Annotated in this window: 12 protein-coding genes; 11 read left to right on the forward strand and 1 reads right to left on the reverse strand. The window is 71.2% G+C overall.

Annotation, left to right across the window (positions count from 1 at the left end; genetic code table 11):
• Window positions 1-127 precede the first annotated feature (127 nt).
• The 10 genes from carB to metK all read left to right on the forward strand — a co-directional run bounded on the left by carB (window position 128) and on the right by metK (window position 11,329).
• Window positions 128-3,424 carry a carbamoyl-phosphate synthase large subunit gene (gene carB / locus ACFYWM_RS00390; protein ID WP_389906822.1) on the forward strand — a complete coding sequence of 1,099 codons (3,297 nt, stop codon included), beginning with the start codon at window positions 128-130 and terminating at the stop codon, window positions 3,422-3,424.
• Between the two features lie 56 nt (window positions 3,425-3,480).
• Window positions 3,481-4,326: a dihydroorotate dehydrogenase electron transfer subunit gene (locus tag ACFYWM_RS00395; RefSeq protein ID WP_362845387.1), complete on the forward strand. Its 846-nt coding sequence runs from the start codon at window positions 3,481-3,483 to the stop codon at window positions 4,324-4,326.
• Window positions 4,316-5,290 carry a dihydroorotate dehydrogenase gene (locus ACFYWM_RS00400; RefSeq protein WP_389906824.1) on the forward strand — a complete coding sequence of 325 codons (975 nt, stop codon included), beginning with the start codon at window positions 4,316-4,318 and terminating at the stop codon, window positions 5,288-5,290. The genes ACFYWM_RS00395 and ACFYWM_RS00400 overlap by 11 nt, the downstream gene beginning before the upstream one ends.
• The gene (pyrF, locus tag ACFYWM_RS00405; RefSeq protein ID WP_389906826.1) at window positions 5,287-6,000 is read left to right on the forward strand and encodes an orotidine-5'-phosphate decarboxylase; all 714 of its coding nucleotides are present in this window, start codon (window positions 5,287-5,289) and stop codon (window positions 5,998-6,000) included. Before ACFYWM_RS00400 ends, pyrF begins: the two co-directional genes overlap by 4 nt.
• 654 nt (window positions 6,001-6,654) lie before the next feature.
• The gene (gene mihF / locus ACFYWM_RS00410) at window positions 6,655-6,978 is read left to right on the forward strand and encodes an integration host factor, actinobacterial type (protein ID WP_030909986.1); all 324 of its coding nucleotides are present in this window, start codon (window positions 6,655-6,657) and stop codon (window positions 6,976-6,978) included.
• A gap of 194 nt (window positions 6,979-7,172) precedes the next feature.
• Window positions 7,173-7,745: a guanylate kinase gene (gene gmk / locus ACFYWM_RS00415; protein ID WP_389907501.1), complete on the forward strand. Its 573-nt coding sequence runs from the start codon at window positions 7,173-7,175 to the stop codon at window positions 7,743-7,745.
• Between the two features lie 12 nt (window positions 7,746-7,757).
• On the forward strand, window positions 7,758-8,021 hold the full coding sequence (gene rpoZ / locus ACFYWM_RS00420) for a DNA-directed RNA polymerase subunit omega (protein ID WP_030909981.1): 264 nt from the start codon (window positions 7,758-7,760) through the stop codon (window positions 8,019-8,021).
• The gene (gene coaBC / locus ACFYWM_RS00425) at window positions 8,021-9,262 is read left to right on the forward strand and encodes a bifunctional phosphopantothenoylcysteine decarboxylase/phosphopantothenate--cysteine ligase CoaBC (RefSeq protein WP_389907503.1); all 1,242 of its coding nucleotides are present in this window, start codon (window positions 8,021-8,023) and stop codon (window positions 9,260-9,262) included. Before rpoZ ends, coaBC begins: the two co-directional genes overlap by 1 nt.
• A gap of 254 nt (window positions 9,263-9,516) precedes the next feature.
• On the forward strand, window positions 9,517-9,885 hold the full coding sequence (locus tag ACFYWM_RS00430; RefSeq protein WP_389906828.1) for a hypothetical protein: 369 nt from the start codon (window positions 9,517-9,519) through the stop codon (window positions 9,883-9,885).
• Window positions 9,886-10,141: 256 nt separating this feature from the next.
• The gene (gene metK / locus ACFYWM_RS00435) at window positions 10,142-11,329 is read left to right on the forward strand and encodes a methionine adenosyltransferase (protein WP_389906830.1); all 1,188 of its coding nucleotides are present in this window, start codon (window positions 10,142-10,144) and stop codon (window positions 11,327-11,329) included.
• A gap of 124 nt (window positions 11,330-11,453) precedes the next feature.
• On the opposite strand, the gene ACFYWM_RS00440 is transcribed toward metK, so the two are convergent.
• The gene (locus tag ACFYWM_RS00440) at window positions 11,454-11,906 is read right to left on the reverse strand and encodes an ATP-binding protein (protein WP_389906832.1); all 453 of its coding nucleotides are present in this window, start codon (window positions 11,904-11,906) and stop codon (window positions 11,454-11,456) included.
• Window positions 11,907-12,137: 231 nt separating this feature from the next.
• On the opposite strand from ACFYWM_RS00440, the gene ACFYWM_RS00445 reads away from it, so the two are divergent.
• Window positions 12,138-13,709 (forward strand): hypothetical protein, encoded by a 1,572-nt coding sequence (locus ACFYWM_RS00445; RefSeq protein ID WP_389906834.1) that lies wholly within the window; start codon window positions 12,138-12,140, stop codon window positions 13,707-13,709.
• The last annotated feature ends 199 nt before the right edge of the window (window positions 13,710-13,908 follow it).

Genomic DNA, 13,908 nt, shown 5'->3' on the forward strand with positions numbered 1-13,908 from the left:
GAGCCGAGCGCGACCATGAGTACGGAGCGGTCGAGGGGACGAGCGGGCGGAGTGGCCGACGAGGGACGAGTCGTCCGCGCAGCCGGCGAGGAGCCGAGCGCGACCATGAGCACGGAAGGAAGCAAGGGTGCCTAAGCGCACGGACATCCAGTCGATCATGGTGATCGGCTCAGGGCCGATCGTGATCGGCCAGGCCTGCGAGTTCGACTACTCGGGCACCCAGGCCTGCCGCGTGCTGCGCGCCGAGGGCTTCCGCGTGATCCTCGTCAACAGCAACCCGGCGACGATCATGACCGATCCCGAGTTCGCCGACGCCACCTACGTCGAGCCCATCACCCCCGACATCGTCGAGAAGATCATCGCCAAGGAGCGGCCCGACGCGCTGCTGCCCACCCTGGGCGGGCAGACCGCGCTCAACACCGCGATCTCCCTGTACGAGGCCGGGATCCTGGAGCGCTACGACGTCGAGCTGATCGGCGCCGACGTCGACGCCATCCAGGCGGGCGAGAACCGCGAGCTGTTCAAGGGCATCGTGGCCAAGGTCGCCGAAGAGCGCGGTCTCAACGCCGAGTCGGCCCGCTCGTTCGTCTGCCACACCATGGACGAGTGCGTGGCCGCCGCCGGCGAGCTGGGCTACCCGCTGGTGGTGCGGCCCTCCTTCACCATGGGCGGGGTCGGCTCGGGCTTCGCGCACGACGAGGAGGAGCTGCGCCGCATCGCCGGGGCCGGCCTCGACGCCTCGCCGACCACCGAGGTGCTCCTTGAGGAGTCCATCCTCGGCTGGAAGGAGTACGAGCTGGAGGTCATGCGCGACCGGGCCGACAACGTGGTGATCGTCTGCTCGATCGAGAACATCGACCCGATGGGCGTGCACACCGGCGACAGCGTCACCGTGGCCCCCGCGCTGACGCTCACCGACCGCGAGTACCAGAACATGCGCGACGTGGCCATCGCGGTCATCCGCGAGGTCGGCGTCGACACCGGCGGCTGCAACATCCAGTTCGCCGTCGACCCGCGCACCGGCCGCATGGTCGTCATCGAGATGAACCCCCGCGTCTCGCGCTCCTCGGCGCTCGCGTCCAAGGCCACCGGCTTCCCGATCGCGAAGATCGCCGCCAAGCTGGCCATCGGCTACACCCTGGACGAGATCCCCAACGACATCACCAAGGAGACCCCGGCGTCGTTCGAGCCCTCGCTCGACTACATCGTGGTCAAGGTGCCGAGGTTCGCGTTCGAGAAGTTCGCCGGGGCCGACCAGACCCTCACCACCCACATGAAGTCGGTGGGCGAGGCGATGGCGATCGGCAGGTCCTTCCCCGAGGCCCTGCAGAAGGCGCTGCGCTCGCTGGAGAAGAAGGGCGCCGCCTTCACCTGGGCCGGGGAGCCCGGCGCCAAGGACGAGCTCCTGGCCGCCTGCCGGGTCCCGCACGACGGGCGCCTGTTCACCATGCAGCAGGCCATCCGCGCCGGGGCCACGCTCGCGGAGCTGTCGGAGGCGACCTCGGTCGACCCCTGGTTCCTCGACCAGCTCATCGCGATCGACGAGGTGGCCGCCGAGCTGCGCGAGGCGCCGCAGCTGACCGCCGAGGTGCTGACCCGGGTCAAGCGCTACGGCTTCAGCGACGCGCAGATCGCCGAGCTGCGCGACATGACCGAGCCGCGGGTGCGCGACCTGCGCCACGCGCTCGGCGTCCGCCCGGTCTACAACACCGTCGACACCTGCGCCGCCGAGTTCGCCGCCCAGACCCCCTACCTGTACTCCACCTACGACGAGGAGACCGAGGTCCCGTACGGGGAGCGTCCCAAGGTCCTCATCCTCGGCTCGGGGCCCAACAGGATCGGCCAGGGCATCGAGTTCGACTACGCGTGCGTGCACGCCTCCTTCGAGCTGTCGGCCGCCGGATACGAGACCGTCATGGTCAACTGCAACCCCGAGACGGTCTCCACCGACTACGACACCTCCGACCGCCTCTACTTCGAGCCGCTCACCCTGGAGGACGTCCTGGAGGTCGTCCACGCCGAGCAGCAGACCGGTCCCGTGGTGGGCGTCATCGTCCAGCTCGGCGGCCAGACCCCGCTCGGCCTGGCCCAGTCGCTCAAGGACGCGGGCGTCCCGATCGTCGGCACCTCGCCCGAGTCGATCCACCTGGCCGAGGAGCGCGGCGCGTTCGGCAGGGTCCTCGCCGAGGCGGGCCTGCCCGCGCCCAAGCACGGCGTCGCGGTGACCGAGGACGAGGCGCTCGCCATCGCCGCCGAGATCGGCTACCCGGTGCTGGTGCGCCCCTCCTACGTGCTGGGCGGCGCGGGGATGGCCATCGTCTACGACGACGACACCCTGGCCTCCTACATGGCCAAGGCGGGCGCGGCCAGCGACCACCCGGTGCTGGTGGACAAGTTCCTCGACGAGGCCGTGGAGATCGACGTCGACGCCCTGTTCGACGGCGAGGAGCTCTACCTCGGCGGCGTGATGGAGCACATCGAGGAGGCCGGCATCCACTCCGGCGACTCGGCGTGCTCGCTGCCGCCGATGACGCTGGGCGGCCACGACATCAAGCGCATCCGCGCCGCCACCGAGGCCATCGCCAGGGGGGTGGGCGTGCGCGGCCTGCTCAACGTGCAGTACGCCATGTCGGCCAACATCCTGTACGTGCTGGAGGCCAACCCCCGCGCCAGCCGTACGATCCCGTTCGTCTCCAAGGCCACGGCGGTGCCGCTGGCCAAGGCGGCGGCCCGGGTGATGATGGGCGCCACGGTGGCGCAGCTGCGCGCCGAGGGGCTGCTGCCCGCGACCGGCGACGGCGGCACCATGCCGCTGGACGCCCCCATCGCGGTCAAGGAGGCCGTGCTGCCGTTCAACCGCTTCCGCGGCGTGGACATCGTGCTCAGCCCCGAGATGCGCTCCACCGGCGAGGTCATGGGGATCGACGAGTTCTTCGGCACCGCCTACGCCAAGTCGCAGGCCGCCGCCTACGGCTCGCTGCCCACCAAGGGCCGGGCGTTCGTCTCGGTGGCCAACCGCGACAAACGCGCGATGATCTTCCCGGTGAAGGCCCTCGCCGACCTCGGGTTCGAGATCCTCGCCACCGAGGGCACCGCCGAAGTACTGCGCCGCAACGGCGTCCATGCCAAGATCGTGCGCAAGCACAGCGAGGGGACCGGCCCCGAGGGCGAGCAGACCATCGTCCGGCGCATCCTGGACGGGGAGGTGGACCTCATCGTCAACACCCCCTTCGGCAGCCCCGGCCAGGCGGGGCCGCGCCTGGACGGCTACGAGATCCGCACCGCCGCCGTGCTGCGCGCCATCCCCTGCATCACCACCGTCCAGGGACTCGCCGCGGCCGTACAGGGCATCCAGGCGATCGTCCGCGGCGACATCGGCGTACGGTCCCTCCAGGAGCACGCGAAGCGTTTGCGGAGCGGCTGAGGAGCGGGGCCGGTGCCTTAGCGGAGGTGAGGGAGACGCCTGTTACTCCGGTACAGGTGACCGGCACGGTGCTGACGACGCGCCGCGTCGACGCCTACCATGCGCTGACCGTGGTGGCGCCCGGCATCGCCGAGCGCTTCCGGCCCGGCCACTTCGTCGGGGTGGCCGTCGGCGGGGCGCGGACGTCGATGCTGACGCGCCGCGCCTTCTTCGTCCACGATGTCAAGCCCGACTACGGTGGCACGGTCGAGTTCGTCTTCTCCGTACGGGGTCCGGGCACGGCCTGGCTGGCCGAGCGCCGCGCCCGCGACACCCTCGACCTGGTGGGCCCGCTCGGCCGCCCGTTCCCGCTGCCCAGGGACCCGGTGACCTGCGTCCTGGTCGGCGCCGAGCACGGCTCGGCGACGCTGTTCACCGTGGCCGACGCCCTCCAGGGGCGCGGCTGCCGCGTCGACTTCGTCCTCGGCGCGGTCTCCGCCGACCGGGTGTTCGGCGCCCTGCGCGCCAGGAGGATGGGGGAGACCACCACGCTGACCACCGAGGACGGCTCCCTGGGCATGCGCGGCCGGGTGACCGACGTGCTGCCCGGGGTGATCGCCGACGTGCGGGCCGACGCCGTCTACGCCTGCGGCCCGATGCCGGTGCTGCGCGGCGTCACCGCGGTGGCGGTCGAGTTCGACATCCCCGTCCAGGTGGCCGTCGAGGAGGGCATGGCGTGCGGGATCGGCGTGTGCATGACGTGCGTGCTCCCGGTCATCGGAGACGACGGTGTAACCCGGATGGTGCGCTCGTGCGTCGAAGGACCGGTCTTCAGGGGCGAGCGCGTCCGCTTCGACGACGTCGGGACGATCCCGTTCGACGCGCTGGGAGCGCCCGGTGGGGGAACGCGGAATGCCGGTTGACATGCGGACGTACCTGGGGCACGTGGAGCTGGTCAACCCCGTCACCACGGCCGCCGGGTGCGCGGCGTCGGGCTCGGAGCTCGCCCAGTTCTTCGACCTGGCCAGGATCGGCGCGCTGACCACCCGGTCGATCACGATGGCCCCCAGGGCGGGCCGCCCGACCCCCAGGATGGCCGAGACGCCCTCGGGCATGCTCAACGCCGTCGGGCTGCAGGGGCCGGGCGTGGACGCCTTCCTGGAGCGCGAGCTGCCCTGGCTGGCCCAGCGGGGCGTGCGGACCGTGGTGTCCATCGGCGGCGGCACCGTGGCCGAGTACACCGCGCTGGCCCGCAGGCTCACCGACGCGCCCGGGGTCACCGCGGTGGAGGTCAACCTGTCCTGCCCCAACATCGAGGACCGGGGGCGGGTCTTCGCCCGCGACGGCGCGGCCTCCGCCGAGGTGATCGCCTCGGTGCGCTCGGTCATGCGCTACGACGTGCCCGTGGTGGCCAAGCTCTCCCCGGACGTCGTGGACATCGTGAGCGTCGCCCGCGCGTGCGTGGACGGCGGCGCCGACGCGCTCTCGATGATCAACAACCCGCTCGGCATGAGCATCGACACCGAGGCCATGCGCCCCGCCCTCGCGGCCGTCACCGGCGGCCTGTCGGGACCGGCGATCCGCCCGCTGGCCGTACGCTGCGTGTGGCAGGTCCACGCGGCCCTGCCCAGCGTGCCCATCATCGGCATGGGCGGCGTGCTGACCGGCAGGGACGCCTTCGAGCTCATCCTCGCCGGCGCCTGCGTCGTCGCCGTGGGGACGGCGCTGTTCCACGACCCCTACGCCTGCCTGCGCATCCTCCGCGAGCTGGAGGAGATCCTGGCGGCCCGGGGGTTCCACCGGCTGGCCGACGCGGTCGGACTGGCCCACCGCCCGCCGGGGGCGTCCTCCCGGCACCGGATAGATCTTGAGGAGAGTTCCCTGTGACGCCCGCACCCATCGCCGTCGCCCTCGACGCGCCAGACCTCGAGACCGCGGCCCACTGGGCGAGCCTGGTGACCCCGCACGTCACGACCGTCAAGGTCGGGCTGGAACTCTATCTCCGCTACGGCCCCGACGTGATCGCCTCCGTCCGGGGGGCGAGCGGGGTGCGGGTCTTCCTGGACCTGAAGCTCCACGACATCCCCAACACCGTCGCGGGCGCCGCCAGGGCCGTGGCCCGCCTCAAGCCCGCCATCCTGACCGTGCACGCCACCGGCGGCCCCGCGATGATCCGGGCGGCCGTGGAGGCGATGCCCCACACCCAGATCGCGGCGGTGACGTTGCTCACCTCGCTCTCGGAGGCCGACCTGGAGCAGATGGGCGTCAACGGCCCCGCCGAGGACGCCGTACGCCGCCTGTCGGCGCTCGCCGTCGCCGCGGGCGCCCAGGCCCTCGTCTGCTCGCCGCGCGAGGTCGCCGCGGTGCGCGCCGAGGTCGGGCCCGGCATCACCCTCATCACCCCCGGCGTCCGCCCGGCCGGCGCCGCGAGCCAGGACCAGGCAAGAGTAGCGACCCCCGAGCAGGCGCTGGCCGACGGGGCCGACCTTCTCGTGATCGGCCGCCCGATCACCGGCTCCGCCGACCCCGGCGCGACGGCCGCGGGCATCGCCGCCGCCCTCCGGCGCGTCTCCTCCGCCTCGGGACGGAGTATGTGACAGGTCCGAAAATCCGCCGGGCGCCGCGCGTGGCGCGGTCCGGCGAGGCTTTGCCGGGTGTCACGGGTGGTGATCACGGGTGGTGAGTCTCGGAGGGCTGTGGGGCGGCGCGTGCGGCCCGTGTGGCGCGTACGGCGCGGTTCTGAAGGCCGTGGGTGGCGCGTACGGCGCGGCCCGGAAGGCCGTGGGCGGCGCGTGTGGCGCGGTCCGAAAACCCGTGGGGCGGCGTGTGCGGCGCGGTCCGGGAAGCCTGCCGGGTGTCACGGGTGACGGGGCCCGGGGAGCCGTGGAACCCCGCGCGTGGCACGGTCCAGAGGCCGCGGGTGTCGCGGGTGCGGCGGCCCGGAGGGCCGTGGGACGGCGCGGGTGGCGCGGTCCGGGACCGCGGGCGTCGCGGGTGGGGTAACGCCGGGAACCACCCGGTTTCGCGTGTGAGGGGACGCCGGAGGGCGCCGGGCGTCGCGGGTGGGACAACCCCTGAAAACTCGGCGTTGAGGGCAGTTTCGTCAACATAGAGCGATACGACGAGCACGGAAAGTCACGAAGTAGATTTTCTAGGGGGATAAAGTGGCCTTGACGTTGCTTGAAGCGCCATGACCAGCTAGTTTCCCTTCCCGTCCGAGTACATCGACAGGAAATTCGAGGTGACCCGGCGTGGCTCTTCCTCCCCTTACCCCTGAGCAGCGCGCCGCAGCCCTAGAGAAGGCTGCCAAGGCCCGCCGAGAGCGTGCCGAGGTGAAGAACCGCCTGAAGCACGGTGCGGTCTCTCTGGCTGAGGTGCTCAAAGACGGGCAGGCCGACGACGTCATCGGCAAGATGAAGGTTTCGGCCCTTCTTGAGTCGCTTCCCGGCGTGGGCAAGGTCCGCGCCAAGCAGCTCATGGAGCGGCTTGGAATCGCAGAGTCCCGCCGCGTGCGGGGCCTGGGTACGAACCAGCGAGCTTCGCTCGAGCGTGAGTTCGGCGGGGCCGAGAGCTAGTCTCGGTTCATACGACCACGCTCGCCCCGCATGGGGGACGGCATCACGGGGGGTTTGGAGTGACCGCAACGTCGTGGTCCGGCGAGAGCCGGACTCCGGAGGCAACCGCCGAGGGCGGGGCCGGTCGCTCCACATCCCCGGCCGGAGGTCCGGAGGGGGCGCGAGCCTTCCCCGGACTCCCGGCCGGTAAGCGCCTGACGGTCCTTTCCGGGCCGTCGGGCGTCGGCAAGTCCACGGTCGTCGCCGAGCTTCGGCGGGCACACCCCGAGGTGTGGCTGTCGGTCTCGGTGACCACCAGGAAACCCCGTCCGGGGGAGACCCACGGCGTCGAGTACTTCTTCGCCGACGACGAGGAGTTCGACCGCCTCGCCGCCTCGGGCGAGCTGCTGGAATGGGCCGAGTTCGCCGGCAACCGGTACGGAACCCCGCGCGGCCCCGTGATCGAGAAGCTCGACGCCGGGGTGCCCACGCTGCTGGAGATCGACCTCCAGGGCGCCAGGCAGGTCCGCGCGACCATGCCGGAGGCGCTGCTGGTCTTCCTGGCCCCCCCGACCTGGGGAGAGCTGGAGAAGCGCCTGCGCGGCCGGGGCACCGAGCCCGAGGACGTCATCGCCCGCCGCCTGGCGGCCGGCCGGATCGAGATGGCGGCCGAACAGGAGTTCGACCTGACACTCGTCAACACGTCCGTCCAGGACGTATGCCATCGGCTGATAGCCTTGTTGGCTGATGCTCCCGAGGATTCGCGCCTCGGACGTTCACCTAGCTAGGGGAAATCACACGTGGCAACCAGCGCCGCCTACTCCGAAGGCATCACCAACCCGTCGATCGACGCCCTGCTCGACATCGTCGACAGCAAGTACAGTCTCGTGATCTTCGGCTCCAAGCGGGCGCGTCAGATCAACGCCTACTACTCCCAGCTCGGCGAGGGCCTGCTGGAGTACGTCGGCCCGCTCGTCGAGACCCACGCGCAGGAGAAGCCGCTGTCCATCGCGCTGCGCGAGGTCAGCGAGGGCCTGCTCACCTCCGAGCCGATCGAGGGCTGATCCACCCCGTGCGGGCCCCAGAAGGAGCCGGGTCACCCGGTAGACCCAGGGTCGTCCTCGGTGTGAGCGCGGGCATCGCCGCCTACAAGGCGTGCGAGCTGCTGCGCCTGTTCACCGAGTCGGGCCACGACGTGCGCGTGGTCCCGACCAGGGAGGCGCTCCGCTTCGTCGGCGAGCCGACCTGGGCCGCGCTGTCCGGCAACCCGGTCACGACCGACGTCTGGGAGTCCGTGCACGAGGTGCCGCACGTCCGCATCGGGCAGGGCGCCGACCTGGTGGTCGTCGCGCCGGCCACCGCCGACGTGCTCGCCAAGGCCGCCCACGGGCTGGCCGGCGACCTGCTGACCAACACCCTGCTCACCGCGCGCTGCCCGGTGGTGTTCGCCCCGGCGATGCACACCGAGATGTGGGAGCACCCCGCGACCCGCGCGAACGTGGCCACGCTCCGCGAGCGCGGCTCGATCGTCGTCGACCCCGCCGTGGGCCGCCTGACCGGCGCCGACACCGGCCCCGGCCGGCTGCCGGACCCGAAGGAGATCTTCGAGGTCTGCCGCGCGGTCCTGTCCGGACGCCCCGCCGACCTCGCGGGAAAGCGTCTGGTGATCTCCGCCGGGGGCACCCGCGAGGCCATCGACCCGGTCCGCTTCATCGGCAACCGCTCCTCGGGGCTGCAGGGCTACGCGCTGGCCCGCACGGCCGTCGCCCGCGGGGCCGAGGTCACCCTGGTGGCCGCCAACGTCGCCCTGCCCGACCCGGTGGGGGCGAGGGTCGTCCGGGTCGAGTCGGCCCTGGAACTGCGCGCCGCCGTGCTCGACGCGGTGGAGGGCGCCGACGCCGTGGTCATGGCCGCCGCCGTCGCCGACTTCCGGCCCTCGGCGCGGAGCGACTCGAAGATCAAGAAGACCGCCGGCGAGCCTGACGCCATTCATTTGGTGAAAAATCCCGACATCCTGGCCGAGCTGGGTGAGCGGCGCCGCGAGGGTCTCAAGCCGTACCCACGGGTGATCGCCGGATTCGCGGCCGAGACCGACGACGTGCTCGCCAACGGGCGGGCCAAGCTCGCCCGCAAGGGCTGCGACCTGCTCGTCGTCAACCAGGTCGGCGACGGCCTCGCCTTCGGCACGCCCGACAACGCGGCCGTGGTCCTGGTCGCCGACGGGGAACCGGTCGACATCCCCCGCGGCCCCAAGGAGGCCCTGGCCGACACGGTCTGGGACCTCGTCGCGGCCCGCCTGGCCTGACCGCTCGCCGAGGCTCGTCTCCGGGCGGATCCTGACCACCTGTCGCAGGCAGTTCCGCCGCGGACTCCGGGCACTTGCCGCGGGCCGTCTCCGAGCGGATCCCCGGGCACTTGCCATGGGCAGGCCCGGGTGGGTTCCGGCCGCCTGCCGCAGGCAGTTCCCCCGCGGACTCCGGGCACTTGCCGCGGGCCGTCTCCCGGCGGATACTGCCTCCGAGATGACCTGCGTTGTCGCGGCTGGGAGGGGTTCCGATCATGCCGGTCGCCGCCGCCGTCAGGGCTCGATGCCGGGCGCTGCTCCCTCCGGGGGAGGAGATCCACTACGTCCTGCCCGCGCTGTCGGTCGGAACGCCGGTCATGGCGACCTTCCTCATCGTGGTCACCGACCGCACCATCTGCGTGCTGTCCACCAAGTTCTTCGACCGCGACGCGCCGACCTCGGTGTACGCCACCCACTCCCGGCGCACCCGGCTCGGCCCGCTGGAGTTCTCCGCGGGCGCGGCCATCGAGTTCGGCGGCATGGTCTTCGAGATCGACGAGGAGTACGCCGCGGTGGTCGCCGCCGCCGACGCCGAGGTCTTCGCCCCCGAGACGCTCCCCCCGGACCCGCTGCCCGATCTGTGAGCCGGTCGCCGCTTCGGGGTGATCACTGTTCGTGTCGCGACCGGGTCCTCCCCGCGTCGCGGCCGCACGCGGCCCCGGTCCGGATTCCGGCGAGCGGGGTTCTTTCCCGTACACGATCTAAGATTTTGGGATGACATGATCTGAGACGATTTCGCGGCTCCACATCAGGTGGGGCTAGAATTCGCGGAGCGCTACTGGCGTCCGCCGACGCCAGAGCCCCCAGACGCCAGCAGCCGCTGCATGAGGAGCCACTGACTTGTCCCGTCGCCTTTTCACCTCCGAGTCGGTCACAGAGGGCCACCCGGACAAGATCGCCGACCAGATCAGTGACGCGATTCTCGACGCCATGCTCAAGGGTGACCCCAAGAGCCGTGTCGCGGTCGAGACGCTGATCACCACCGGTCAGGTCCACGTCGCCGGAGAGGTGACGACGGAGACCTACGTCGACATCCCCGGTCTCATCCGGGAGAAGATCCTCGAGATCGGCTACGACGCCTCGCACAAGGGCTTCGACGGCGCCTCCTGCGGCGTGTCGGTGTCCATCGGGGCGCAGTCGCCCGACATCGCCCAGGGCGTCGACGACGCCTACGAGAACCGCGAGGGCGAGGCCGGCGACGAGTTCGACCGCCAGGGCGCCGGCGACCAGGGCCTCATGTTCGGCTACGCCTGCCGCGAGACCCCCGAGCTGATGCCGCTGCCGATCCAGCTGGCGCACCGCCTCGCCGAGCGCCTGTCGCAGGTCCGCAAGGACGGCACGGTGCCCTACCTGCGTCCCGACGGCAAGACCCAGGTCACGGTCGAGTACGACGGCGACAAGCCCGTCCGGCTCGACACCGTGGTGGTCTCCACCCAGCACGCGGCCGAGATCGACCTCAAGGAGATGCTCGCTCCCGACATCAAGGAGCACGTGGTCGACCCGGTCCTGGCGGGCCTGGAGATCGCCACCGAGGGCTACCGCCTCCTGGTCAACCCGACCGGCCGCTTCGAGATCGGCGGTCCCATGGGCGACGCCGGCCTGACCGGTCGCAAGATCATCGTTGACACCTACGGCGGCATGTCCCGCCACGGTGGCGGCGCCTTCTCCGGCAAGGACCCGTCCAAGGTCGACCGCTCGGCCGCCTACGCCATGCGCTGGGTCGCCAAGCACATCGTGGCCGCCGGTCTGGCCGACCGCGCCGAGGTCCAGGTCGCCTACGCCATCGGCAAGGCGCACCCGGTCGGCGTGTTCGTCGAGACCTTCGGCACCGAGAAGACCGACGTCGAGAAGATCCAGCAGGCCGTGCTGGAGGTCTTCGACCTGCGCCCGGCCGCGATCATCCGCGACCTCGACCTGCTCCGCCCGATCTACTCGGCCACCTCCGCGTACGGCCACTTCGGCCGTGAGGGCTTCTCCTGGGAGTCCACCGACCGCGCCGACGCCCTGCGCAGCGCCGCCGGTCTCTGACCCGCGACGCCCTTCGTACGACCCCGCTTTCCGCACGGCCCCCGCGAACTCCTTCGCGGGGGCCGTCCGCGTTCCGGCCCCATCCCGCCGGGCGGGATGCCGCTCGCGCGTGTCGCAGCCGGTGTCATGCGCCGCCGGTGAACCGGGCCCAGACGGCGTGGCCGTGGGACTGGCTGCCCTGGCAGCCGACCTGGGAGGCCAGGGCGGTGACGAGGAGGAGGCCCCGGCCGCTCTCGCCGAGGAGGGCGGGGTGGGGGAGGGCCGGTACGGGGCCCTGGCCGGAGTCGTAGACCGTCACGCGGGTGACCTGCGGCCTGCGGACGACCTCGACGACGAACGTGCCGTACGGCCGGCCGCTGGCGGTGTGCCGGACCGCGTTGGCGGCGAGTTCGGCGACGACCTGCTCGGCGTCCGGGCCGAAGGGGGAGTCGGCCAGGAGGAACCGGACGAAGCGTCGGGCCTCGGGAACCTGGCAGGGGCGGCCGGGGAAGGTGCGTCGCCAGGTCATGCCGCCGGGGCGGAGCCGGACCATCGCGTCGATCAACTCCGGGGCCACGCCGTCGTGGGTAGCGGTCATGTGTCTCTCCTGGTCGGCGGGAATCGTCGGGAGAACAGTGGCCCGGTCCCCGCGGGACGGTGGACCTCCGGGTGGCCGCCGAGGGATACCCCTCGCATACCCCGTATGACCTGCGAGAACGTCCTGTCCGGCGGGCGAGGATCCCCACTTGTGCGCCGGGCTGTCATTCTCCGTGACCATGGCAATACGATCCGTGTGTGTTCGAGGAAGGGTTCGAGCGAGGGAGTGGCGATGCCCGGAGAGGGATACCGGATCCTGCTGGGGTGCAGGCGGCGCAGTGAGGTGCTGCGGGCCTGCTCACTCACGTTCGACCAGATCGCCGGTCTGTTCGCCCTGGATCACGCGGTCAGCCCGCTGCGCCTGTACCGCTACGCCCACGGCCGCACGGCGGGCGATGTGGTGGCCGCCTACAACGACCTCGACCCGGCGGGCACCGCCACCCTGCGTGCCCCGCGCTTCTACGACTACGAGGCATGGCCGCAGGCCGGGCGCCGTCCCAGTGCGGGGGCGGTCGCCGTCTTCGCCCGCGTTTACCAGACCGCGGCGCGCCACCTGCTCACCGACGAGGTCTACGCCTCCTACGGCGTACGCGACCGGGACCTGCTCGACCAGGCCGACCATCGTCACCTCGACGCGAACCACTCCCGCCAGGTGTCCGTACCGGCCGTGCCGGGCACCAAGGGAACGAAGGCACTTCCCCCACTCGTTCCCGTGCCCGCGCCCGCCCGCTGTGCCGACCTGCTGCGCGCGGTCGGCGCAGAGGAGGCCGACGTGAAACGCCGAGAGCTGCTCTTCGAACTCGCCCTGCTGCTGGGCGGGACACCGGCCCTGGGCCTGCTGCGCCACCTCACCCCGCCGGAACGGGAACGCCTGGCCGCCGCCGCCCGGCACCAGGGCCCGATCGACGCGGCCACCATCGACGTACTGGAACGGCTCACCGCCCGCCTGTGGACCATGGACGAGTCATCGGGCCCCCGCCGGATCCTGCCGGTCGCCGAGGCCAAACGCGCCATGGTCGACGACCTCCTCAAACGGGGCTCCCTCACCCCGGCCCTGCGCGAACGCCTGCTGCGCGTCTACTGGAGCCTGAGCCACATGACGGGCTGGTGTCACTACGACCTGATGGACTACGCGAATGCCGCCCGTCGCTACAGGGGAGGACTGGCGGCGGGTCATGAACTGGGTGATCCCGCTCTCCTCGCCCATCTGCACGGGCTGATGGCCGACATGGCGATCTATCAAGCTAGGCCGACCATGGCAATGGATCATGCTTTCGCGGCCGAGGGATGGGCCAAGAACAGTGGCAACGGCCTGCAGCAGGCGGCGACCTTCTCCATAGTCGCCCGGGTGCTCTCAAGCACGCGGCGCGACGGGGAAGGGCTCCGGATGCTCGATCGTGCTGTCAGGCTGGCAGATGGAGGCCGGAGGGGAGCGGAACTCCGGCACCTTTTCTGGCTCGAACCGGATCGCATCGCTCGCCACGCCGTGTTCTGTTTCATCAAAGCCGGGCAGTTCGATCAGGCGATAGTCGAAGTGGAGCAAAGGCTCGCGAAGATGAGACCTGGTTTCGTCCTGGGCAAAAGCATGCTCCAGCTCGAATACGCGACCGCGCTGATCAGGAAGCAGGAGATTCCGGCAGCCGCCGCCATGATCGACAAGGCTGCGCAGGCTGTCGTGGGGCACAGTTCCGCCCGTCTGGTCCACTCTGTACGGCAGACGCGTGCTGGGCTTCAGCCGTGGGAGGGTAACAAGCACGTCCGGGATCTGGATGAGCGACTGCGATTGCTCTCCATCCCCGTTTGACATGTTCAGGCACTCTTCCTGGAAACCGCTTGATCATCGGACATCATTGGATCTGGGTGATGTTGGCTGACATGAACGGAGAGTTCTGCGATGCGTCTTTCTTCTGTCCGTGCCGGGTCAGCTGCGATCGCGGTCTTAGGGGTGCTGACTTTGGGGGCGTGTTCTTCTGGCCCTCCGGGACCGACGGCGGCTCAGGCGG

This window comes from Streptosporangium sp. NPDC002721, assembly GCF_042888905.1.
Taxonomy (GTDB): domain Bacteria; phylum Actinomycetota; class Actinomycetes; order Streptosporangiales; family Streptosporangiaceae; genus Streptosporangium.